This is a genomic window from Lactobacillus corticis (assembly GCF_018327645.1).
In the GTDB taxonomy this organism is placed as follows: Bacteria; Bacillota; Bacilli; order Lactobacillales; family Lactobacillaceae; genus Lactobacillus; species Lactobacillus corticis.
Genome location: NZ_BMAY01000001.1, coordinates 153,485 through 176,069, shown reverse-complemented (window position 1 = coordinate 176,069; position 22,585 = coordinate 153,485). Strand labels below are relative to the sequence as shown.

General features: G+C 44.9%; 18 protein-coding genes, 2 pseudogenes and 1 riboswitch. Of the genes and pseudogenes, 13 read left to right on the top strand and 7 right to left on the bottom strand.

Translation table 11 applies throughout. The annotated features are described in order from the left end of the window. Positions 1-85 precede the first annotated feature (85 nt). A pseudogene (locus KI210_RS09170) lies at positions 86-4,063 on the top strand (Rib/alpha-like domain-containing protein). A gap of 84 nt (positions 4,064-4,147) precedes the next feature. On the opposite strand, the gene KI210_RS00805 reads toward KI210_RS09170, so the two are convergent. Then, the gene (locus KI210_RS00805) at positions 4,148-5,347 is read right to left on the bottom strand and encodes a multidrug efflux MFS transporter (protein WP_212779991.1); all 1,200 of its coding nucleotides are present in this window, start codon (positions 5,345-5,347) and stop codon (positions 4,148-4,150) included. A 113-nt stretch (positions 5,348-5,460) separates the two neighbouring features. Here KI210_RS00805 and KI210_RS00800 point away from each other — a divergent pair, with 113 nt between their 5' ends. From KI210_RS00800 to KI210_RS00790, 3 genes are all read left to right on the top strand, one after another. Beyond that, positions 5,461-6,543 carry a M42 family metallopeptidase gene (locus KI210_RS00800; protein ID WP_212779990.1) on the top strand — a complete coding sequence of 361 codons (1,083 nt, stop codon included), beginning with the start codon at positions 5,461-5,463 and terminating at the stop codon, positions 6,541-6,543. 160 nt (positions 6,544-6,703) lie between these two features. Continuing rightward, positions 6,704-7,636 carry a phosphate/phosphite/phosphonate ABC transporter substrate-binding protein gene (locus tag KI210_RS00795; RefSeq protein WP_212779989.1) on the top strand — a complete coding sequence of 311 codons (933 nt, stop codon included), beginning with the start codon at positions 6,704-6,706 and terminating at the stop codon, positions 7,634-7,636. Between the two features lie 98 nt (positions 7,637-7,734). Next, a riboswitch (TPP riboswitch) is annotated at positions 7,735-7,824 on the top strand. Positions 7,825-7,868: 44 nt separating this feature from the next. Next, positions 7,869-8,450 carry an ECF transporter S component gene (locus tag KI210_RS00790; RefSeq protein ID WP_212779988.1) on the top strand — a complete coding sequence of 194 codons (582 nt, stop codon included), beginning with the start codon at positions 7,869-7,871 and terminating at the stop codon, positions 8,448-8,450. Between the two features lie 34 nt (positions 8,451-8,484). Here KI210_RS00790 and KI210_RS00785 read toward each other — a convergent pair whose 3' ends face one another. Both KI210_RS00785 and udk read right to left on the bottom strand, forming a co-directional pair. Beyond that, positions 8,485-9,039 (bottom strand): hypothetical protein, encoded by a 555-nt coding sequence (locus tag KI210_RS00785; protein ID WP_212779987.1) that lies wholly within the window; start codon positions 9,037-9,039, stop codon positions 8,485-8,487. Positions 9,040-9,212: 173 nt separating this feature from the next. Further along, positions 9,213-9,854, bottom strand: a complete 642-nt coding sequence (gene udk / locus KI210_RS00780; RefSeq protein ID WP_212779986.1) for a uridine kinase — start codon at positions 9,852-9,854, stop codon at positions 9,213-9,215. A 105-nt stretch (positions 9,855-9,959) separates the two neighbouring features. Here udk and KI210_RS00775 point away from each other — a divergent pair, with 105 nt between their 5' ends. Together KI210_RS00775 and KI210_RS00770 are read left to right on the top strand one after the other, a co-directional pair. Further along, positions 9,960-10,889, top strand: a complete 930-nt coding sequence (locus tag KI210_RS00775; RefSeq protein ID WP_212779985.1) for an alpha/beta hydrolase family protein — start codon at positions 9,960-9,962, stop codon at positions 10,887-10,889. Next, entirely contained in the window at positions 10,816-11,295 is a 480-nt protein-coding gene (locus tag KI210_RS00770) for a hypothetical protein (RefSeq protein WP_212779984.1), read from the top strand. Before KI210_RS00775 ends, KI210_RS00770 begins: the two co-directional genes overlap by 74 nt. Before the next feature lie 47 nt (positions 11,296-11,342). On the opposite strand, the gene KI210_RS00765 is transcribed toward KI210_RS00770, so the two are convergent. The 4 genes from KI210_RS00765 to KI210_RS00750 form a co-directional block, all read right to left on the bottom strand. Continuing rightward, complete coding sequence (locus tag KI210_RS00765; RefSeq protein WP_212779983.1) at positions 11,343-12,173, bottom strand: energy-coupling factor transporter transmembrane component T family protein; 831 nt, start codon at positions 12,171-12,173, stop codon at positions 11,343-11,345. Further along, complete coding sequence (locus KI210_RS00760) at positions 12,166-13,875, bottom strand: ABC transporter ATP-binding protein (RefSeq protein ID WP_212779982.1); 1,710 nt, start codon at positions 13,873-13,875, stop codon at positions 12,166-12,168. The genes KI210_RS00765 and KI210_RS00760 overlap by 8 nt, the downstream gene beginning before the upstream one ends. Positions 13,876-13,882: 7 nt before the next feature. Beyond that, a complete protein-coding gene (locus KI210_RS00755; protein WP_212779981.1) occupies positions 13,883-14,437 on the bottom strand; it encodes an ECF-type riboflavin transporter substrate-binding protein in 555 nt (184 codons plus the stop codon). 121 nt (positions 14,438-14,558) lie between these two features. Next, positions 14,559-15,854 carry an extracellular solute-binding protein gene (locus tag KI210_RS00750; protein ID WP_212779980.1) on the bottom strand — a complete coding sequence of 432 codons (1,296 nt, stop codon included), beginning with the start codon at positions 15,852-15,854 and terminating at the stop codon, positions 14,559-14,561. 153 nt (positions 15,855-16,007) lie between these two features. Between KI210_RS00750 and KI210_RS00745 the strand changes: the two genes are divergently transcribed. The 7 genes and pseudogenes from KI210_RS00745 to rpiA all read left to right on the top strand — a co-directional run bounded on the left by KI210_RS00745 (position 16,008) and on the right by rpiA (position 22,558). After that, on the top strand, positions 16,008-16,805 hold the full coding sequence (locus KI210_RS00745) for a DUF4931 domain-containing protein (RefSeq protein WP_212779979.1): 798 nt from the start codon (positions 16,008-16,010) through the stop codon (positions 16,803-16,805). Between the two features lie 199 nt (positions 16,806-17,004). After that, on the top strand, positions 17,005-17,823 hold the full coding sequence (locus tag KI210_RS00740) for a transporter substrate-binding domain-containing protein (protein ID WP_212779978.1): 819 nt from the start codon (positions 17,005-17,007) through the stop codon (positions 17,821-17,823). Between the two features lie 17 nt (positions 17,824-17,840). Beyond that, positions 17,841-18,584 (top strand): amino acid ABC transporter ATP-binding protein, encoded by a 744-nt coding sequence (locus tag KI210_RS00735; protein WP_212779977.1) that lies wholly within the window; start codon positions 17,841-17,843, stop codon positions 18,582-18,584. Positions 18,585-18,600: 16 nt separating this feature from the next. After that, entirely contained in the window at positions 18,601-19,275 is a 675-nt protein-coding gene (locus KI210_RS00730) for an amino acid ABC transporter permease (RefSeq protein ID WP_212779976.1), read from the top strand. Between the two features lie 113 nt (positions 19,276-19,388). Then, positions 19,389-20,910 (top strand): annotated as a pseudogene (locus KI210_RS00725) (YfcC family protein). A 36-nt stretch (positions 20,911-20,946) separates the two neighbouring features. Continuing rightward, positions 20,947-21,867: a ribokinase gene (rbsK, locus tag KI210_RS00720; RefSeq protein ID WP_212779975.1), complete on the top strand. Its 921-nt coding sequence runs from the start codon at positions 20,947-20,949 to the stop codon at positions 21,865-21,867. 1 nt (position 21,868) lies between these two features. Continuing rightward, complete coding sequence (gene rpiA, locus KI210_RS00715) at positions 21,869-22,558, top strand: ribose-5-phosphate isomerase RpiA (RefSeq protein WP_212779974.1); 690 nt, start codon at positions 21,869-21,871, stop codon at positions 22,556-22,558. The last annotated feature ends 27 nt before the right edge of the window (positions 22,559-22,585 follow it).

Genomic DNA, 22,585 nt, shown 5'->3' with positions numbered 1-22,585 from the left:
TACTACCAAGCATGAAACAGTAACTGAAGGTCAAGCAGTTCCTAGTGGTACCCAAGTAGTTATCCCAACTAAGAATGGTTCAACTGTGACTGCCAAGGACACTGTTGATGGCTTAACTGTTGATAAGGATGGTAATTTAACTGGTACGCCGAAGATTAACGACTGGAAAGATGACAGTGAAGAATCACGTGATATTGAAATTCCAGTAACTGTAACTAATGGCTCTGAAAGCGTTGATAAGACAGTTACGGTAACGATCTTGCGTGATACCGATGGTGATGGTACGCCAGATACCAAAGACACTGACGACGATAATGACAAGATTCCTGATACTGATGATGAACATCCAAAGGATGCTGATACTTTAACTGTTAAGGTTATTAACCCTGATCCAGTAAAGGATGGCGAGGAAGTTCCATCAACCAAGGTAATCGAGCCAAGCATTCCAAACTCAACCATTACCTCAACACCAGTAAATGGCGTATCTGTTGATAAGGATGGCAACTTGACTGGTACTCCAAAGGTAGATGACTGGACTGACAAGGCTGGCGATGATACTCGCGAAATCGAGATCCCAGTAACAGTAACCAAGGGAGGACAAACGGTTAATACTAAGGTTCCAGTAACGATCTTGCGCGACACCGATGGTGATGGCACGCCAGACACCAAGGATACTGACGATGACAACGATGGTATTCCAGACACTGAAGATCCACATGAAAAGACCAAGGATGAATTAACCGTCAAGGTTAACAACCCTGATCCAGTAAAGGATGGCGAGGAAGTTCCATCAACTAAGGTAGTAGTACCAAGCATTCCAGACTCAACCATTACCTCAACTCCAGTAGATGGCGTATCTGTTGATAAGGATGGCAACTTGACTGGTACTCCAAAGGTAGATGACTGGACTGACAAGGCTGGCGATGATACTCGCGAAATCGAAATCCCAGTAACAGTAACCAAGGGTGGACAAACAGTTAATACTACTGTTCCAGTAACGATCTTGCGCGACACCGATGGTGATGGCACGCCAGACACCAAGGATACTGACGATGACAACGATGGTATCCCAGACACTGAAGATCCACATGAAAAGACCAAGGATGCTGAAGGCGGCCACATTGAAGTTGACAAGGGTCACACCTTAACTGATGAAGATGCTAAGAATGCTATTTCAAACAAGGACAAGCTGCCAGATGGTACTACTTACACTTGGAACGAAGCTCCAGATACTTCAACTGCTGGTGAAAACAAGCCAGGTAAAGTAACTGTTACTATCCCTGGTCAAGATCCGCAAATTGTCGATGTCACCGTAACTGTTAAGGACAACACTCCAACAACTCCAAGTGACGCTGACAAGTACGATCCTAAGGGTCAAGACATCACTGTTAACAAGGGTGAAACTCCAAAGGCAGAAGATGGTATTTCTAACAAGAGCGACTTGCCAGACGGTACTGACTACACTTGGAAGGAAACTCCAGATACTTCAACTGCTGGCGACAAGCCTGCAACTATCATCGTAACTTACCCAGACGGTACTAAGGAAGAAGTTCCAATTACCGTTCACGTTAAGGATGACACGCCAACAACTCCAAGCGATGCCGACAAGTACGACCCTAAGGGCCAAGACATCACTGTTAACAAGGGCGAAACCCCTAAGGCAGAAGACGGTATTTCCAACAAGGGCGACTTGCCAGACGGTACTGACTAAACTTGGAAGGAAACTCCAGATACTTCAACAGCTGGCGACAAGCCTGCAACTATCATCGTAACTTACCCAGACGGTTCAAAGGAAGAAGTTCCAATTACCGTTCACGTTAAGGATGACACGCCAACGACTCCAAGCGACGCCGACAAGTACGACCCTAAGGGCCAAGACATCACTGTTGACAAGGGTGAAACTCCTAAGGCTGAAGACGGTATCTCCAACAAGAGCGACTTGCCAGACGGTACTGACTACACTTGGAAAGAAACTCCGGACACTTCAACTGCTGGCGACAAGCCTGCGACTATCATCGTAACTTACCCAGACGGTTCAAAGGAAGAAGTTCCAATTACCGTTCACGTTAAGGATGACACGCCAACTACGCCAAGCGACGCTGACAAGTACGATCCAAAGGGCCAAGACATCACTGTTGACAAGGGCGAAACTCCTAAGGCTGAAGATGGTATTTCTAACAAGGGTGACTTGCCAGATGGCACTGACTACACTTGGAAAGAAACTCCGGACACTTCAACTGCTGGCGACAAGCCTGCAACTATCATCGTAACTTACCCAGACGGTACTAAGGAAGAAGTTCCAATTACCGTTCACGTTAAGGACGACACGCCAACTACGCCAAGCGACGCTGACAAGTACGATCCAAAGGGTCAAGACATCACTGTTGACAAGGGCGAAACTCCAAAGGCTGAAGACGGTATTTCTAACAAGGGCGACTTGCCAGACGGTACTGATTACACTTGGAAGGAAACTCCAGACACTTCAACTGCTGGCGATAAGGATGCCACGGTCATCGTAACTTACCCAGACGGCTCAAAGGAAGAAGTTCCAATTACCGTTCACGTTAAGGACGACACGCCAACGACTCCAAGCGATGCCGACAAGTACGACCCTAAGGGCCAAGACATCACGGTCGACAAGGGCGAAACCCCTAAGGCTGAAGACGGTATTTCTAACAAGGGCGACTTGCCAGACGGTACTGACTACACTTGGAAGGAAACTCCGGACACTTCAACCCCTGGCGATAAGGATGCCACGGTCATCGTAACTTACCCAGATGGTTCAAAGGATGAAGTTCCAGTAACTATCCACGTCAAGGACGACACGCCAACAACTCCAAGCGATGCCGACAAGTACGACCCTAAGGGCCAAGACATCACTGTCGACAAGGGCGAAACCCCTAAGGCTGAAGACGGTATCTCCAACAAGGGCGACTTGCCAGATGGCACGGACTACACTTGGAAGGAAACTCCAGACACTTCAACCCCTGGCGATAAGGATGCCACGGTCATCGTAACTTACCCAGATGGTTCAAAGGATGAAGTTCCAGTAACTATCCACGTCAAGGACAACACTCCAACTAAGACTACTGACGCCGACAAGTACGACCCTAAGGGTCAAGACGTCACGGTCGACAAGGGTGAAACTCCTAAGGCTGAAGACGGTATTTCTAACAAGGGCGATTTGCCAGACGGCACTGACTACACTTGGAAGGAAACTCCAGACACTTCAGCCCCTGGTGATAAGGATGCCACGGTCATCGTAACTTACCCAGACGGTTCAAAGGATGAAGTTCCAGTAACTATCCACGTCAAGGACAACACTCCAACTAAGACTACTGACGCCGACAAGTACGATCCTAAGGGTCAAGACGTCACGGTCGACAAGGGCGAAACTCCTAAGGCTGAAGACGGTATCTCCAACAAGGGCGACTTGCCAGATGGCACTGACTACACTTGGAAAGAAACTCCAGACACTTCAACCCCTGGCGACAAGGATGCAACTATCATCGTAACTTACCCAGATGGTTCAAAGGATGAAGTTCCAGTAACTATCCATGTCAAGGATGATACTAAGAACAATGGTGGTGAAACTACCAAGAACCCTGAACCTAAGGGCCAAGACGTTGATACCAAGCCAGGCAAGCTGCCAAACCCAGGCGATGCTATCTCCAACAAGGGTGATATGCCTGATGGTACCGACTACACTTGGGTAAAGAAACCAGATGTTTCTAAACCAGGCAAGTCAACTGGTGTCGTTGAAGTAACCTACCCAGATGGTACTAAGAGACGGGTAACAGTCACAGTTAATGTTCTTGCTGAACCTGAAAACAACAACTCAGGCAAGGGCAAGGGCAACGGCAACGGCTCTGGTAACATGGGTGCTGGCTACAGCAACAGTAATGGCTCAGGCAACGCAACTGCTGGTGTCAATGCTGATCGCGATACTCTCCCGCAAACCGGTGAAGGCGACAAGTCTGCAATGTCAGTTGCAGGTATCTTGATGGCTGGTGCAGCCTTTATCTTAGGCTTAGCTGGCGATCGGAAGCGCAAGCGCCGTTAATCAAGTTTAATACGCACACAATCATGCAATAAAAAACAGCGTCCTAGATGGGCGCTGTTTTTGTTGTCTAAATATTTGAGAATTTTATAAGTTATTAATTACGTTGAGCTTGAATAGGAGTAAGTTGACTAAAACGATGATTGTGGTAACGATAAATACCATGCTGTAGCCATACAGACCTGATACTAAGGAGCCGAGCAGGGGACCGACGATGTTGCCCAGATACATTGCTGATTGATTCCAGGAGAAAATTCGTCCCGTCACCTTGGCAGGCGAGTTTTTGGTAAGCATGGTTTGAACTTGAGGAAACAAGCAGGCATCAGAAAAGCCGACTAAGAAACGCAGAATTCCTAATTCAAGCGTATTTTGAACAAAGGCCGTTAGGAAAAAGAAAATTGCAGCAGCAATAAAACCGCCGACGATGATTTTATGCGTGCCTATGCGATCCCCTAAGGCGCCGAAACGGGAAGCTGCTAAGAAGGTGGCAATCCCTGGCAAAGCGGCGATAACCCCAGAAATAAAGACCACATTGCCATGATTCTGGAGTAGTTGTCTGACATAGAGCGATACGATCGGGTTGATTGAATTATTGGCTGCTTGAATAATTAATGTGGTTAATAAGAGGCCAAATATTAATCTTGGTGAGCGTAAGGCTTTGATTACTCCGCTAGCCTTATCTAGCTTCTTTTCAGTTACAGGTTCGAAATCAGTTTCATGAACGAGGAATAAGACGAGGATTGACGCAAAGAGCAACAAGCCACCGGTAATCATGAAGGTTACTCGATAGGAAAAGATGGAGGTAAGGGCTCCGCCGATTAAAGGTCCCAACAAGGTTCCTGCCGTAGTGGCTGAAGAAATTGTTCCTAGAGCTTGCCCAGAATTGCTTTTCGGCGTTTCTGTGGCGATTAGGGCGTTAGAGTTTGAAATAAATCCGGCAAAAACCCCTTGCAGCATGCGCAAAAGCAATAATTCCCAGACATTTTGCACCAACCCCATGGCAGCAATTACTACGGCCATTCCGATCCCAGCGCGCAGAATCATCGGCTTGCGGCCTTTTTTGTCGGCTAATTTGCCCCACCACGGGGAAACAACCGCGGAAACAATAAAGGTGCCTGAGTAAACAATCCCGGACCAAAAGTTCAGCTGCTGGTGGCTAAACTTGCCTAAGGTATTAATGTATAAAGATAAAAAGGGCATAATTTCAGAAAAAGCAATGCCAGCAATGAAGACGCAAAGGGATAGGACCTTCAAATTGCGTTTCCAGATTGGATTATGTGAATTCATTTTGTGTTGACGCTCCCGCTATTCTTATTTTTGTCAATCTATTCATTTTACTACTTCTGATTGATTTTTTTGTAAAATAATAAGAGAGTATTTTTCCCAGAAAGGAATTAATTATGGAAAAACAAGAAGCAATTGAAATGTTAAAAGCCTTCTCCAACGCCAATGCTACTTCAGGCTTTGAAGAAGAGTTTGTCAAGCTGTTTACTGAGACAGTAAAACCTTATGCCAATCTTGAAGTAGATGGGATGTTGAACGTGTATGCCTCCAAGAAGGAAAACAAAGGCAAGCGGCCGGTAATTCAGCTCGACGCCCACTCGGATGCGGTCGGCTTTATCACCCAGGCGGTTCGGCCTAACGGCTTGATTAAATTTGTCCCCTTAGGTGGCTGGGTTAAATATAATATCCCGGCTTTGAAGGTGAAAATTCGCAACCAAGATGGTGACTATATTCCTGGTGTCGTTGCTACCAAACCGCCGCACTTTATGACGGCCGCTGAACGCAATCAAGTTCCCGATGTGGCTGACATGTCGATTGATGTTGGTTCGCTTTCCCGCGAAGAGACGATTAAGGACTTTAAGATTGACACGGGCTGTCCGATTTTTGTGGATGTCGACTGTCAATATAATGAACGAACCGGCTTGTTCTTTGGCAAGGACTTCGATGACCGCTTTGGAGCTGGCGCCATGGTCGGCATTTTGAATGAACTGCAAGGCGAAGAAACTAACTTTGATGTGGTTGGGGCTCTGTCTGCCCAAGAAGAGGTCGGCCTGCGCGGCGCATATGTTACTGCCCGCAAGGTCAAGCCTGACTTAGCGATTGTTTTGGAAAGCTGCCCGGCTGATGATACTTTTACCCCAGAATGGTTGAGCCAGACTGGCTTGAAACGCGGCGTCATGCTGCGGGATATGGATACGACCTTCCTGCCGAATCCGAAGTTCCAACAATATGCTTGTGATTTAGCTGATAAAAATAATATTCCTTATACTCGCTCAGTGCGGACAGGCGGCGGGCAAGACGGGGCTGCCATCTATTATGAAAATGGGGCACCAACCATCGTCATTGGGATTCCGGTTCGTTATGAACACTCTCCTTATTGCTTTACTGCTTACAGCGACTTTAAGGCGAGCGTTGATTTAGCTTGCGCAATTATTCGGGATCTTGATCAAGAAAAACTGGCTTCGTTCTCAAAATTCTAGTCATAAATATGTATAAAACTAATATCGTTCGTAAAGGATCCAATTTTAGGGTGAAATATTTAGTTTTAAATAAATAAAGTTCGTAAATACCCTTGACCAAGAAACTTGATGAGCCTATACTCTAGTAGCAAGCAAATGAAGAACACTTGGAGGGTATTTTATGAAGATTAAACGTATTTTGCTTGGAGCAGTCGTTGCTGGAGCAGCACTTTTAGCAACCGCATGTTCTAATAGTTCGAGTTCTACCTCATCTAAGCGTAGTTATACGCCAAAGAGCTTGAACGTGGAATTTGTGCCAAGTACCCAAGCAAACAAAATTGAAGCCAAAGCCAAGCCTTTGGAAAAATTGCTGAAGAAGCAACTGGGAATTTCCGTTCACGTATCGGTTTCAACGAGTTACGACGGGTTAGTTGAAGCTATGGCTTCCAAGAAGGTTGATGTTGGCTTTATGCCGCCTGACTCATATGTTTTGGCCCATAAGCGTGGTGCTGCTGATGTTTTGCTGCAAGCTGAACGCTATGGCTATGACGAACCATCCGGCAAGATGAATCACACTTTGATGCGGAAGTATCGTTCGGAAATCATTGTTAAGAAGGGCTCAAAGATTAAGTCTTGGAAGGACTTAAAGGGTAAGAAGGTTGCCGTCGGCGACCCATCAAGTGCTTCTAGCTACATTTATCCAATTGTTGAACTCTACAACAAGGGCTTAAACGTCCTCAAGGACTGCAAGGTAATCCAAGTTCAAGGTGCTGACCAAGCCGTTTTAGCTGTTTACAACGGTGATGCGGATGCGGCCTTTACCTTCTCAGATGCTCGGCCAATTGCTGCGCAAGACGAACCAAAGGTTATGAAGGACGTTGTCCCAATCTACTACACCAAGTGGATTCCTAACGACACGATTTCTGTTCGGCCAGATATGAGCGACAAGTTCCGGAATAAGTTGACCAAGGCTTTCCAAAATATTGCCAAGTCAAAAGAGGGCAAGAAAGTTATCGAAAGCGTCTACCAACACTACGGCTATGTGAAGGTGAAGGATTCAGCCTTTAATGGTCTGCGCAAGTATCAAGCTGAAATTAAAAAGATTTCGAAATAACCCAGAAACACTGTCAAATGGTTGACAGTGTTTTTTAATGCAAAAATGTATCTGCTTACATAAGTAATCTGCTATAATAGGTAGTGAATTGAATATTACCTAGTCACTAGGGGTGCGTCAAGCTGAGAAAATACCCTTTGAACCTGATCAAGATAATACTTGCGTTAGGGAAGTGCATAATGTTTCTAAACTTTTCATTGCTCCTTCTGACTACTGGCAGAAGGAGTTTTTTATGTTTGTTAGATCATCCAAATGGAATGTGAAGTCGATTATTTTACTAGCCTTAATTGGAATTATTATGGGGGTCATTTATACCTATGGTTTCAATAGTGCTTATAATGCGGTTAAATTGTTGCTAACTCCGACCGGTTATGGCCCGGCAGTTGACACGATTTTCTCTGGTTTATGGTACATGGCAGCGCCTTTAGCGATTTATTTTGTGCCAACGATTGGGTCAGGTACCATTGGCGAAGTGCTGGCTGCAGTAGTTGAAATGGCCGTTGGCGGTCAGTGGGGCGTAGTGACCATTTTGGCTGGTATTTGCCAAGGGGCACCTAACGAAATTGGTTTCTTCCCGAAGAAAGAACGTTACCAAAAGTTCAGCTGGACCAGCGTAATTATCGGTTCAATCGGGGCCCATTTTGGTGGCTTTTTCTCTACCTACTACCTGTATGGTTGGTATAAATATAGCTGGAACTTGCAAGTCGTAATGTTCATCACTGGCTTATTATCATCGATCATATTTGATGGCGTTTTGGTAAAACTAATTACTGAACTTTTTGAAAAGAGTCTTCATCCGCGCGTTGAAGGCTAAGAAAAAATCGATCCCTGGGGATCGATTTTTTGTTTTACAAATGTTTTAAATTGCTGTTGGTTTGATCATCGTCGTTTATATCAAATCGGCGATGGTAAATATATAAAGCCAAGATCAAGATAATGATCATCAGACAGATTAAAATGGCTTGGCCAAGAGTTAAAAGACCATGCATCATTGGCAGCGGCTGGTTCCATAAACTATGGGCCTGCTTGTGACCTGAAACATTGACGGTTTCAACTTTGGTTGAGGTTTCAATGGTAGCAGTTTTGGCCTTTTTCTTGGGCCGGTAAGCCATTTTTTTGGTTTGGGCTTTTGGTGGTTGCTTCATCATTGCATTAGTTAAAATAGCCTGGCTTTCGTTACTGGAAGCATCGGTAAAGTTGGTTAAAACGGAAGTTTGAAAGGCCATACTTTCAGCGCGCAGGTCAACTTTGGCGTGGCGCTTTTGTTCAAGCCGCTCGACTAAGGTTTGCGGCAGAGCTTGTTTGCTCTGACTTGCGGCTTGAATGGGAGCCGAATTGGCAATGAAAAGCCCAATGATTACAATTCCCAGGATTGTAATCAACTTGCGCATTTTCTTAAACATGAATAACACTCCAAATACACTATGAGTAAGATAAACTATATTCTTAGATTAATAATCTAGGATTAACTTATGAGACTATGATAGCAGAAAAATTCTCTTAGCGGGTCACAAAAGTGTTACGAAACGGCCATAAGTTTGTCATATCAAAAAACTGCCAGCTCGGCTGACAGCTATTAGGCATTGTTTTTGGCAATAATGTCGCGGACTTTGGTAGTCAACATATCAATTGCCACGTCATTTGAACCGCCTTCGGGAACAATAATATCAGCATACCGTTTGGTTGGTTCAATAAATAAGTGGTACATTGGCTTGACCGTCGCTAAATATTGGGTGATGACGGAGTCAAGCGACCGACCCCGTTCTTTCATGTCACGTTGCAGGCGACGAATAAAACGGATATCGTCGTCGGTATCGACATAAATTTTAATATCCATCAAGTCCCGTAATTCTTCATTAGCTAAGACCAAGATGCCTTCCAAAATAATGATGTCGCTGGGCTCGACATGGATGGTTTTGCGGCTGCGGTTGTGCTCGGTAAAATCATAGATCGGCATTTCGATTGCCTGGCGATGAACCAGTTGATCGATCTGTTTTACCAAGAGTGGCGTATCAAAGGCGTCAGGGTGGTCGTAATTGATCTTCTGCCGATCGGCCATCGATACGCCGGTATTGTCACGATAGTATGAATCTTGCGTGATCATGGTGATGTGATCGTCATCATGGATTTGATCAGCAATTTCATGAGCAATGGTTGTTTTTCCGGAACCCGAACCACCAGCGATTCCGATGATTACCGGCTTTTTTAATTCAGTCATGTTTCCCTCCACATTGTTACTATAGTTATTTTACATGTGTTTGCATAGAATGGCACTACTTTGCGCTAAAATAGAAGTGGATTGTGGAAAAAAGGGGGTGTTTTGATGGACTTGAATGAACAGTTGACTGACCGCCAGCGGGTCCAGCTAACCCAATTATCCTATACCGAGATGCCGGTAGGGACTGCTACCCAGGTAGGAGTGGTGATTCGCGATGTCCATGCCCCTGATGGGATGCGATGTTTTGTCATCGCTCATAACCAGGAAATGACGCTGCTGTTTAAGGGTTCCTACGGCTTGAAAAAGGGTAGCCCCGAAACCTGGCGCAATGAATGGCTGAAAACCAATCTGCCTATTTTAGAAGCAATGCTGACTAATCAGCGTCGCATTCCCAGTCAGTTGAAGACGGCGGCGATCTTGCTGCAGGATTTATTAAGAAAGTATCGCGGTTATAATTTTTATCTCTATGGCCATTCCTTGGGGGCAATTAACGCCCAATATGCTTTGGTTAAGGTTAAACGGCTGACGCAGCTCCGTCATGCTTATTTATATGAGGGGCCCAACATTTGGAACTTGCTGACGCCAGAAGAACAGCGCCGAGCTCGCAAATTGTGGCAGCGCGTCGATATCTATGAAGACATCTATGACCCGGTAACTCTGGGGATTACGGACTCCCACCGCATGATCGGCCGTTTGCAATATGTAGATAGTCCAGAACTTGCCTCTAAAATTGACCAGCACATGTGGGGCGGGTATCGGTTTGACCAGCAAGGTCGGCTCAAAACCAAAGAGATTGATGAGCGTTTTTTGCAGGAAAGTCAGCGGCAGCGCAAGTTTTTAGCAACGGCTAATGAATTAAGCCAGCTCCCTGCCACTTTCCCCGAAAAAATTCCTCATAATTGGGAACAGTTAATCAATCGCGACTTGATCATCCAAATTAAACGAAAGGTATTAAGCAATCATGACTTCGGCAGTCGACAAAATTTTACAAGCACAAGTAATTCAGAAGAACGATCCCGCAATCACCGCCTTTGATGACGATTTTTATGGTGATTTCTATGACTTTTTTGCTAACTTCTTGCAATTTAAGGAGCTAACTCATGCCATTGACCGGCAGCAGGTGCTTTTGGAATTATATTTAGACGTGCATGAAATTGGCGATAATGAATTGAATTTCACCTATAAGCTAGTGTTTGATGGACAATTTAATTTTCAAGCTGACCAGTCTTGCTACAGTTTGGCAGCCCTTAATCAGCGTTTGGGTCAAAAGGCGGATTTAATTGCCTATCAAGATGCAAACCAGCAGATCGTGCGGCAATTGGCAGAGCAGTTTGCCTCTCCTGATCCAAATGAACGAATTCAAAAGTTTAATCAGGTATTTGCTCGGTTGTATGACCAACTGGAGCTGAATAAAGATAAGTTGTTATATGCGCTGCGCTAAGCAATATAAAAAGAGTTTTGACCATCTAGATCAAAGCTCTTATTTTTTTATTTGAAAGGATTGAAAAATCTCCCTTGGTTGATTTGCCATAGCCAAACCACTGCCGCCACTAACAGCAGGGCTAGCAGGGAGACTAGATAATCGGGCAATTTGAAGGGCTGGTAGACGTACCAAGTCCTTTTTTTCTTAGAACCAAATCGTCTCAGCTGCATGGCGGTACTAATTGTGTCGATTCTGGTGAGACTTGAGAAGATAAGGGGCTTAACAATATTTAGGGTTCCCTTAATTCGTTTGCTCAAGCTAGCCTTTTTTGATAATTCGTTACCCCGGGCTTGTTGGGCGACGGAAATCGACCAATAATCATTTTGAATGGTTGGAATATACCGGAGCGCTAGGGCAACGGCGTAGGCAATTTTGTAACTTACGCCAATTTTATTCAGGCTGGATGCAAACTGGCTGGGATTAGTCGTCAATAAAAAGAGCAGCAATAGCGGGATTGAACAGATATACTTCAAGACCAGATTAAACAAGTAGAATAATTCTTCTTGCGTCAAGGTAAAATAGCCCGCATTGACGATGACATTTTTGCTGCCATAAAGATTTTGACCATAGCTTGGTTGAAAAAGGTAGACGGTAATCAAATTAAGCAGGGCAAAAACCAAAATTAGTTTAACGACAAAAGAGACTTGCCGCCACTTAATTCCGCTTAGTTTTAGACAAAAGACCGATAGCAAACAAATAGCTGCCAGAAACCGCGTATCATAAGTGACCATGCAAGCTACCGAGACCAGCAGCAAGAAAATAAGCTTAGTAGTTGCATTAAGTTCATAGATAAAGCCCGTTCCTGGTTGAAACCCCAACACTTTATCTTCATTCATGATGGTCACGCTCCATTTCTGAATTTACATAAGTCGCAATTAGGTCGGCAGAATTTGGTATTTGATAGTGTTGTGCCAGCTCAAATAAACTAGTCTTTCTAAGACTTGCCTGTGCAACTAAATCAGGATTAGTAAGCAGCTCAAGCGGCGTGGTATCAGCAATTAATTTTCCCTTGGCAAATGCCAAGCTGCGATTAGTGTATTCCATCATTAAGTGCATGTCGTGGGTAATGATCATAATGGTCTTGCCTTGCTGATTAAGCTGCCGTAAGAAATTCATGATTTCCGAATAAGTTTTCCAATCTTGGCCTGCGGTCGGTTCATCTAAGATTATTAGTTCTGGTGCGAGTACCAGAATTGAGGCGATGGTCACGCGTTTTTTCTGACCAAAACTTAAGGCCGAAATTGGCCAATTGCGAAACGGATAGAGTCCACAGATTTTAAGCGTCTTTAATACTCGTTCTTTAATTTCGGTTTCTGGCACGTTGCGCAATCGCAGACCGAGGGCAACCTCATCAAAAATCATTTTCTGGGAGATCATTTGATTAGGATCTTGCATGACGTAACCAATTTTTTCAGCCCGTTCTTTGATTGTTTGCTGGGCTAAATCCTGGTCTTTGAATAAAACCTGACCCTCATTGGCAATAAAGCCACAGATAATGCGGCAAAGCGTCGTCTTCCCCGCACCGTTTTGGCCCACGATTGAAACAAAGTCACCCTGATTAATCGTGACATTGACGTCTTCTAGCGGATAGCGCTGATGCTTATCATAACGATGGCCTACTTGTTTTAGGGTCAAAAGGGGAATGGTTTTTCGCTGCTCTTCTGCAGACTGGGGCTGAATCCAATGGGTTAGCTTGGTCGAAATGGCATTAGTCGTAGGAAGTGAGGCTACTTGAGTGAGGAGCGGAATATCCTGTAAATCGACATGGGCCTTCTTTAGGGCCTTGACATAGAGTGGCAAGCGGACGCCATCTTTTTCCAGCAAATCAGTGTGCAGGAGCTCATTAGGCGTCTGGTCGGCAATGATTTGACCGTCATCGATTAAAACGATGCGATCAACTCTTCCGGCTAAAACTTCTTCGATGCGGTGCTCAATGATAATCACAGTGGCATGTAATTCAGCTTGAATTTGATCAATAAGCTTGATGGTTTTTAGGCCAGAAGCCGGGTCTAAATTAGCTAATGGTTCATCAAATAGCAAGATTGGCGATTCGTCGACCAGCACCCCAGCTAAGGCGACCAGTTGTTTTTGCCCGCCGGATAAGGTCTGCGGAGCCTGCTTTAACAGCTCGCTTAACCCCAATTCTTTGGCCCATTTATCTACAACCGCATGCATTTGCGCGCGCGGCGTTTGGTCATTTTCAAGGGAAAAAGCAATATCTTCACCGACGGTCATCCCAATGAATTGACTATCTGAATCTTGCAGAATGGTCGAAGTTGAAAAAGATAAAGCAAAAAGACTTGTTTTGGCAATGTCTTTGCCATTAACCAAACAAGTCCCGGCAATTTCACCATGGTCAACATTGGGTATCAATCCGTTTAAACAACGGCCAATCGTTGATTTTCCGCTTCCAGAAGGACCAGCCAGCAAAATTTTCTCGCCTTTTTGTATTTGCAGGTTGAGGTGCTTGAGCGTTGGTGCAGATTGACTATTATATTTAAAACTGAAATCCTTAAATTGAATGATTGGTGTGTCCATGGTGTCCTTAATCTTTATGCAAGCTGCCTTTCTTAACCTTTGAAGCTGCGTATGCCTTCAACAAGATCGTCCCGAGAATCAAGATGCTGAGTGAATTGGTAATCGCAGCCACGATGCCCTGCAAAAATACTTTATTAGCTGGCTCGCTGTAAATTAAAATGTCTCCTAGAGGAGCAAGAATGCCCCAACTAACAACATTGGCAATAATTTGGACCAGGTTAAAGCCAACCATTTGCTTAGTCGTAAATTCGCCATTCTCCAAATCTAGGCGCAAGCCATACAAACCGATAATGAGGCCTAAAATTGCCGTTGCGATAACCCAGCTCCACCAGGTTTGACCATACATTAAGAAGTCAGTTAGCGCATGGCCAATTAAGCCCGCACTAAAGCCAACAACCGGGCCATAAATCGTCGCAAGCAGGGCTAAAAATGGGTAAACTATTTCAATATTGGTATTAGGGATGCCGGTTGGAATTGAAGTGAAACGTGCAAGAATGACGTAAATCGCGGTGCCGATCCCAATCGCAACGACGCTTTTAACTGATAGACCTTTTTCTTTCATGGTATACCTCACTTATTTTACTGTTAAAAATTTAAACATATTTTAATTATTTTGCTGATAAAAGTCAACTTCAGTAAAAAAGACCGCCCTCCACATGCCGGGCGGCCTTTTCTTTAGCTAATTATTGTTGCCAACTAGCCTTAAACTTGCTTGCACCACTGTTAATCGCACTAGTCCATGATTGCTTCTTTTGGGCTTGGGCTAAAATCGTTTGCATATTGCTACCAGCTTGCATATAAGCTGATTCAGCATTCTTGATGTTTGGCACATAGTATAAGTGCTTAGTCGTAGCAGCTAATTGCTTTGGAACTTGGTTCTTCGAATTCTTGTAAGCACTTGAGTTTAAGCTAGCCGTATTAACAGGCATGTAACCAGTTGCTTCGGCCCACTTCAGTTGACTGGCTTTAGAAGTTACAAACTTGATGAACTTGAACGCAGCTGCTTTTTGCATTGCACTTGCATGACTGAACATGTAGATATCAGTCCCTTGTTGAATGTTCCAAGTTGACGGACGAGGGGCAACGCCGTATGAATATTTCTTGTTCAAGCCTTGTTGAACGTAACTTTCATTGGCCGTTGAACCGATAAACATGGCTACCTTGCCGTTAGAGAATGGGGTAGACATGTACTTTTGCGTTCCCGCTTGCATGAAGTAGCCAGCTTTTACGCCATTAGCATAGTAGTTGATGACTTTTTTGGAAGCAGCACTAGCAAAGTTGATCTTGCTTGAGAAGTTCGTGCCGTTTTCCTTCATGGCTAACATGTAGTAGTTGGAAAGGGAGTCAAAACCAGCTCCGACCACCTTGCCGTTACTCTTTTGGTAAACCTTTTGTGCAGCCGACTGCAATTCAGCCATTGTCGTTGGGACTTTGACATTATATTTCTTCAGCAAAGTCTTGTTGTAGAAAAGCATTTCGGCTGACTTGTTAAACGGCACGCCGTATTGCTTGCCGCCAATTTTGGCAGAAGTCCATAAGCTGGATTTGATGTTGCTGTCAGCATATGAGCCCCAGCCGACATTCTTATTTTTAATGTAAGAGTCTAAGTTGACTAACAAATTATTCTTAGCAGCTGTAAACATCCAGTTGGAGTAAGCTAAGGTAATCGTTGGCAGATTGCTTGGCGATTGCAAGCTGGAAGTGATCTTGGCTTGCAGGTCGTTATAAGAGCTGCCTTGATTTTCTAATTTAATGGTTACTTTCGGATTCTTTTGTTCGAATTCCTTGGCTAATTGCTTCAAGCTTGTTTCCGGTTGGCCTGATAGGGCGTACCACATGGTTACCGTCGTTTTCTTGGTAATCTTGCTTGGAATCTTGCTAGAACTGCTGGATGATGAATTTCCATTCGAACAAGCAGTTAAGGCAAGGGCGGCAACGCCGGCACAAGCAAGGGTCAGCAATTTTTTTCCGAATCTCATGATATTTTCTTCTCCTATTACACTACATGTGACGGATACAAGGTTATTATACAATAAAATAAGCAAAAACTTACCATTTCTATTTATTTGACTTAAATTTGTCCGCCTTTTAAACTGAATTTAGGATGATTTGAGATTTAGGAGGACCCCATTATGGACCGTGATCCACTTGTTTACACATATTCTATTGGTAAAAGAAAACCTTATGATTATGACTTCGGGAATCGCCAAGGCTACCAATCAAATGGCTGCCCTTTCTGTGATCCTGAACACTTAACGAACATTTATGACCGCACGGGTGACATGATTTGGTTGAAAAACAAATATCCGACCTTACAAGATACCGATCAGACAATTTTAATCGAATCCAGCGACCACCAGGGTGACATTTCAACTTATACTCGCCAAGAAAATCGGCAATTAATGAAATTCGCTCTGAATTGTTTTCACCAAATGTATCTTTCTGGCCGGTATCGGAGCGTGTTGTGGTACAAGAATTTCGGTCCCAAGTCTGACGGTTCGCTAACGCACCCGCATATGCAGATCGTTGGTTTATTAAAAAAAGACGGCTATGATGCCATTAGGGAAGATAATTTTACGGGTTTTCCGGTAGTAGAGAAGGGCCAGGTGGAGATGAATATTTCTAAGCGTCCCGTCCAGGGCTACCAAGAAGTTAATATCGTTACTTGGGATAACCAAGATTTAGACACTTGGAGTGACTTGATTCAAAAGGGTACCCAGTATATGCGCTCGGTCTTAAGTCACGGCGTTGATTCATATAACTTGTTCTTCTATCCAATCAAAAATGGAAAAGGAACTTGCTGCAAGATTATTCCGCGTTTTTATGCTTCGCCATATTTTGTCGGTTATAAAATTTCGCAAGTTGACGATAGCGACACCTTGAAATGGGAAGCGATGCGCTTGCGGGGATTTGTGACCGGCGGAATTTAATTTAAAATTTTTATTTAATGCCCAAATACTTTTAATTTTATTTTGTTCTGTGTATAATGGTTGCTATAAATTAACTACCTGGCAAAAAATGCCAAGATTTTAGATCCTGGGAGGAAGGTATGGAAGGCATCCATTTGGTCTTACGACGACAAGGTAATTAGGAGGAACGTTAATTACTAAAATCGGAGGACCAATCAATATGAAACTGAATAAGAAGATCGTTTTGTCAATCATTGCCGTTTTAACTTTAGGCGTTAGTTTAACTGCTTGCAGCAACAATACAGATAATAGCGTGAAAGCAGTTAAGGAGAAGAAGACCCTGGTTATGGGGACTTCAGCTGACTTTGCCCCGATGGAGTTCCCCATCGTCAAGAACGGTAAGAAGCAATACACTGGCCTAGACATTTTTCTAGGGGAAAAGATTGCTAAGAAACTCGGCGTTAAGCTGAAAGTGGAAAATATTGCTTTTCCATCTTTGATTAGCGAATTAAAGAGCAACAAGGTTGACATTGTTTTGTCGGGGATGAGTTACACCAAGCAAAGAGCCAAAGCGGTAGCTTTTTCTAAGTCCTACTATAATGTAGGCAACGTGGTCGTTGTCGCTAAAAAGAATGCGAACAAGTACAACACTGTAGCTTCGCTCAAGGGCCAACAAGTCGGTGCTCAGCAGTCATCCCTGCAAGAGACGATCATGACCAAGCAGCTCAAAGGCGTTACCAAGGTAACTGAAAGTTCTAACGACACTTTGATGAATGAGCTGCAAGTCGGAACTTTGAAGGGCGTAGTTTTGAGTGAAGATATGGCTCAAGGCTTTGTCAAGAAGTACCCGAACAAGTATGCTATCAGCAAGATTAAGCTGACTACGCCTAAGTCATCAGCTTACTCAGCCCTCTTGCGGAAAGGCGACAAGAAGCTGATGAAAGTGGTTAACCAAGTAATCACTGAGGAGAAACAGAACGGCAATTTGGACAAGATGTTCGAAAAAGCTGTTAACCTGCAAGTTTCAAGCGGTAACTAAGACTGGAGGAGCATAAAATGACTGAACCAGTCTTAAAAGTTGAAAATTTAAGCAAAAAGTACGGCGACACCCTGGTTTGGGACCAGGTAAATGCCCAGGTAATGCCGGGACAGGTAATTTCCATTATCGGTCCCTCTGGCGCCGGCAAGTCGACTTTCTTGCGTTGTTTGAACATGCTGGAGACGCCAACTAGCGGCAAGATTTTTTACCATGACCAAGAAGTTACACAGATGAAAGACAAGGAATTGCAAAGTCTGCGGGAACATGTAGGCATGGTGTTCCAAAACTTTAATCTCTTTGCCAACATGAGTGTTAGCGATAATATTTGCCTAGCCTTAAAGAAGGTCAAGGGGCTTGATGAAGCTGCCGCTAAAGACAAGGCCCTAGCTTTATTAAAGCAGGTTGGGCTAGCTGATAAGGCTGATAGTTATCCGTCCAGCCTTTCTGGCGGACAGCAGCAACGGGTGGCAATTGCCCGGTCGCTAGCCATGGATCCTGAAGTGATCTTATTTGACGAACCGACCAGTGCCCTTGACCCGGAAATGGTAGGCGATATCTTAAAAATTATGCAAGAGCTGGCTGAGCAAGGGATGACCATGGTCGTCGTTACGCATGAAATGAGTTTTGCCAAGAATGTCTCGGATGAGATCTGGTTTATGGCCGATCAGCAGATTTTGGAAAAGGGCAGTCCCGCTTCCTTCTTCCAAAAGCCGCAAACTGAACGGGCGCAAGACTTTTTGGATAAGGTTTTGAACTTGTAGGAAAGGGGCTTGCGAAATGTTTAGTTTTTTAGGTAAATATTGGACGCTCTTTCTGCAAGGCACCGTTACCACCTTGCTGGTATCAGTGATCGGGGTCATTACGGGCTTCTTGTTGGGGCTGTTGTTAACCATGATGCGGCAATCCCAGAATAAAATTCTGCGTGGCATTGCGACAGCTTATATTGCGATCATGCGGGGAACGCCGTCGATGATTCAAGTTATGCTGCTTTATTATGTCTTAGCGACCGCTTTGCCCCTGCCGCAAAGCCAGGTGATGGGCACCGGCTTAGATCGGATTATTCCGGGGGCTTTGGCCTTAGGGCTTAACTCGGGGGCTTATGTGAGCGAAATTTTTCGTTCAGGGATTATTTCAATTCCGAAGGGACAGACCGAAGCTGGTTTGTCACTAGGTCTATCAAGGCGAGACACCTTTTATTCCGTGGTCTTGCCGCAAATGCTGCACAATACGATTCCCGCCTTGGGCAACGAATTTATTACCTTGATTAAGGAATCTTCGGTGCTCTTCTATATTGGAGTCAACGAAGTCACGGCTGAAGCCTTAGGCGTCGGCGGCACGCTGTATGATTACATTCCGCCGCTCGTTGTAGCAGCGATTATCTACTTTATTATTACGCAATTATTGGCTTGGCTGCTTCATTTGCTGGAAAAGCACCTAAGCAGCAAATATTAATGAAGAACAATACCATCGCTTTGAGCGGTGGTATTATTTTTTCCTGAAAGCGTTTATACTAATAAGTGTATAAGTAATAAGTTAAGAAGTATAGATGTGAATAGGGAGAAAAAATGGCTAAGAAAAAGCACTTTAAGTTCCCAACGGCCTACACGGTGATTATCATCGTGCTATTTGCCGTGGAATTGTTAACTCTGGCGATCCCGTCAGGCAAGTATGCGACCTTGCAGTACGACCACAGCAGCGAAACTTTTTTGATTACCCAGCCAAGTGGCAAAAAAAACGCATGCACCGGCCACGCAAAAGACCTTGAATCGTTACCATATTAAGATGGATGCTAAAAAATTAATTGACGGTACGGTTTATAAGCCGGTCGCAATTCCTAACACCTATCAGCAAATTAAGAAGCAGCATCAAACTGTTTGGACAGTCGTGGTGCAGTTCTTAACTGCCCAGGTCAATGGGATTGCTGATTCAATTGATATTATTGCCTTTGTCTTGATTTTAGGCGGCTGCATCGGCGTAATTCACGCTAATGGGGCTTTAGACAGCGGGATGCAGCGTTTATCAGAGGTTATCAAAGGCAAACAAGCACTTTTAATTGTGATCGTGATGGGCTTAATTGCCTTGGGCGGTACGACTTTTGGCTTGGCTGAAGAAACCATGGCCTTTTATCCCATCCTGATCCCCGTCTTTTTGCTAGCCGGCTACGATACCCTAACCGTTGTTGCGACCGTCTTTCTGGGGTCGGCGCTCGGGACCATGGGCAGCACGGTGAACCCATTTAGCGTTGTGATCGCCTCAAATGCAGCCGGGATTAACTTCTCGTCGGGGCTGGGCTTACGGATTGCCTTTTTAGCAGCAATCGTGATCGTATCAATGATTTACGTCATTCACTACGGCGAAAAAGTCCGCCGCGATCCTGCTAAGTCACTGGTAGCTGACCAATATCAAGCCGATCGGGATAAGTTTTTGGATATGGACGCTTTAACTAGCGACCGGAAATTTACCTGGCGCCAAAAACTCACGCTCTTAGTCTTTGCGGCTGCCTTTGTCATCATGGTTTGGGGCGTGCAGCAAAAAGGCTGGTACTTTACGGAAATTACCGTAGTCTTCCTAGGCTGTGCCTACATCTTTGGCCTAATCAGCGGTTTATCAGAGTCCAAATTTATGGACAGCTTTGTCGCCGGGGCTTGTGACCTCTTAGGGGTGGCCTTGACCATTGGTTTAGCTAGATCAGTGTCGATTGTGCTGGAAGAAAGCAATACCAGCGACACCTTGATGCATGCTTTTGCCAGCAAAATCAGCGGCATGAGTCCACTGATGTTTGTCTGGTGCTTGTTTGTCGTTTACATAATCCTCGGCTTCTTTATCCAGTCATCATCAGGCCTAGCGGTATTATCAATGCCAATCATGGCGCCACTGGCAGATGTCGTTGGCGTAGATCGGGCCAATGTGATTAACGCCTACAACTGGGGCCAAGGCTTTATCAGTTTCTTGGCACCGACGGGTTTAATTCTAATGTCCCTAGCCATGGCGGGGATTGGTTTTGATCGCTGGCTAAAATGGATTTGGAAGTTATTAATCATTTTGTTCGTCTTGGCACTCATTTTCTTAGCAATTGGTTTGTTATAATTGAGCTAAAGACTAGAGCGGTAGAAAGGCATAAAGATGAAAAAAATTGTCGTTATCGGGTCGAGCAATGTTGATACGACCCTGCATGTTAAAGATTTTCCTAAACCGGGCGAAACCATTAGCGCGCTTGAAGTAACGCAAGCTGGGGGCGGCAAGGGCGCCAATCAGGCAATTGCAGCGGCCAAGGCCGGCAGCCAGACCTACTTTATTAGTCGAGTCGGTGGCGATAGTGAAGGGGACTTTATGCGTAAAGCCCTGAACAGCTACGGCGTCAAAACTGAATACTTAGAAGCAACCCCAAACGCCAATACGGGTCATGCCTACATTAATTTAAATGAGGCAGGCCAAAACAATATTGTGATTGACCACGGGGCTAATTATGATTTAAGCACGAGCGACATCGAAGCAGCGCGCAATTTAATTGAAGCTTGCGACTGCGTGATTGCCCAATTTGAAACGCCGCTTGAGGCCACGATTGCCGCTTTCAAAATGGCCAAGGCAGCCGGTAAAATGACCATCCTCAATCCTGCGCCGGCTTTAGCCGAGCTGCCCCAGGAATTGCTGGATTTAACTGATCTGATTACGCCAAATGAAACCGAAGCAGCTGCCATTAGCGGGATTGCGATTGATAATGAAACGGCCCTTGCTGCCTGTGCGGAAGAAATTCGCGACCGCGGGGTTGAAAATGTCATTATTACTTATGGTGCCAAGGGTAGTTACCTGTCTAATAAGGAAGTTAACCAGATTGTGCCGGCCTTTAAGGTTAAGGCTGTCGATACCACCGCAGCCGGCGACACCTTTATTGGCTATCTGGCAGCCAACTTAAAGTCAGATATGAGCAACTTGGTAGAAGCAGCGACGATTGCCAGTCGGGCTTCGTCGCTGGCTGTTCAACGCTTAGGCGCTCAGCCGTCAATCCCAACTGCTAATGAAGTTAAAGAGGCCATGGAGGAATAATATGGATAAGCAAGCACAAGATTTATTAAAAAAACAAGCCGCCCAAAAAGCCGCAGCCATGGTTGAGGATGGCATGGTGCTGGGCGTAGGTACTGGTTCTACGGTTGCCTTCTTTATCGATGCCTTAGGCAAACGCAAAGAAGCCGGCTTAAAATTAAAGGCGCTGGTGACCACGTCCAATCGTTCCAAAAAACAATTGGAAGGCTGGGGCTTTACCGTTAGCGACTTGAGCGCAATTGACCAAGCTGACTTGACGGTTGATGGAGCCGACCGCGTTGATGACCAGTTAGATGGCATTAAAGGCGGGGGCGGAGCCTTAACTTTAGAAAAAAACGTTGCCATTAATTCCAAGAAAAACGTCTGGATTGTGGATGAATCAAAAATGGTTCACCATTTAAGCGGTTTTCCTTTGCCGGTTGAAGTCTTGCCAATTTCTTGTGAACAAAATTTCCGCCGCTTTGCCCAAGAAGGGTTAAAACCGCAATGGCGGATGGCTGGTGAAAAGCGCTATGTAACGCACTACGGCAACTATATTATTGACCTGGCAGCTGATCCGATTCCTGCTCCGCACGGCTTGGCTGACTACCTGGACCACACTGTTGGAGTCGTTGAACACGGCCTATTCCTTGATATTTGCGATGAAGTCCTAGTGGCGCGCGGCGATGGGACGATTGAACAACGCCACCGGTAAAAAAAGTTTCCTGGAATTTGATTTCCG

Excerpts from the sequence above, each read along its gene's own strand:
- KI210_RS00805 (WP_212779991.1), bottom strand. The coding sequence starts at position 5,347 with ATGAATTCACATAATCCAATCTGGAAACGCAATTTGAAGGTCCTATCC.
- KI210_RS00800 (WP_212779990.1), top strand. The coding sequence starts at position 5,461 with ATGGAAAAACAAGAAGCAATTGAAATGTTAAAAGCCTTCTCCAACGCC.
- KI210_RS00795 (WP_212779989.1), top strand. The coding sequence starts at position 6,704 with ATGAAGATTAAACGTATTTTGCTTGGAGCAGTCGTTGCTGGAGCAGCA.
- KI210_RS00790 (WP_212779988.1), top strand. The coding sequence starts at position 7,869 with ATGTTTGTTAGATCATCCAAATGGAATGTGAAGTCGATTATTTTACTA.
- KI210_RS00785 (WP_212779987.1), bottom strand. The coding sequence starts at position 9,039 with ATGTTTAAGAAAATGCGCAAGTTGATTACAATCCTGGGAATTGTAATC.
- udk (WP_212779986.1), bottom strand. The coding sequence starts at position 9,854 with ATGACTGAATTAAAAAAGCCGGTAATCATCGGAATCGCTGGTGGTTCG.
- KI210_RS00775 (WP_212779985.1), top strand. The coding sequence starts at position 9,960 with ATGGACTTGAATGAACAGTTGACTGACCGCCAGCGGGTCCAGCTAACC.
- KI210_RS00770 (WP_212779984.1), top strand. The coding sequence starts at position 10,816 with ATGACTTCGGCAGTCGACAAAATTTTACAAGCACAAGTAATTCAGAAG.
- KI210_RS00765 (WP_212779983.1), bottom strand. The coding sequence starts at position 12,173 with ATGAATGAAGATAAAGTGTTGGGGTTTCAACCAGGAACGGGCTTTATC.
- KI210_RS00760 (WP_212779982.1), bottom strand. The coding sequence starts at position 13,875 with ATGGACACACCAATCATTCAATTTAAGGATTTCAGTTTTAAATATAAT.
- KI210_RS00755 (WP_212779981.1), bottom strand. The coding sequence starts at position 14,437 with ATGAAAGAAAAAGGTCTATCAGTTAAAAGCGTCGTTGCGATTGGGATC.
- KI210_RS00750 (WP_212779980.1), bottom strand. The coding sequence starts at position 15,854 with ATGAGATTCGGAAAAAAATTGCTGACCCTTGCTTGTGCCGGCGTTGCC.
- KI210_RS00745 (WP_212779979.1), top strand. The coding sequence starts at position 16,008 with ATGGACCGTGATCCACTTGTTTACACATATTCTATTGGTAAAAGAAAA.
- KI210_RS00740 (WP_212779978.1), top strand. The coding sequence starts at position 17,005 with ATGAAACTGAATAAGAAGATCGTTTTGTCAATCATTGCCGTTTTAACT.
- KI210_RS00735 (WP_212779977.1), top strand. The coding sequence starts at position 17,841 with ATGACTGAACCAGTCTTAAAAGTTGAAAATTTAAGCAAAAAGTACGGC.
- KI210_RS00730 (WP_212779976.1), top strand. The coding sequence starts at position 18,601 with ATGTTTAGTTTTTTAGGTAAATATTGGACGCTCTTTCTGCAAGGCACC.
- rbsK (WP_212779975.1), top strand. The coding sequence starts at position 20,947 with ATGAAAAAAATTGTCGTTATCGGGTCGAGCAATGTTGATACGACCCTG.
- rpiA (WP_212779974.1), top strand. The coding sequence starts at position 21,869 with ATGGATAAGCAAGCACAAGATTTATTAAAAAAACAAGCCGCCCAAAAA.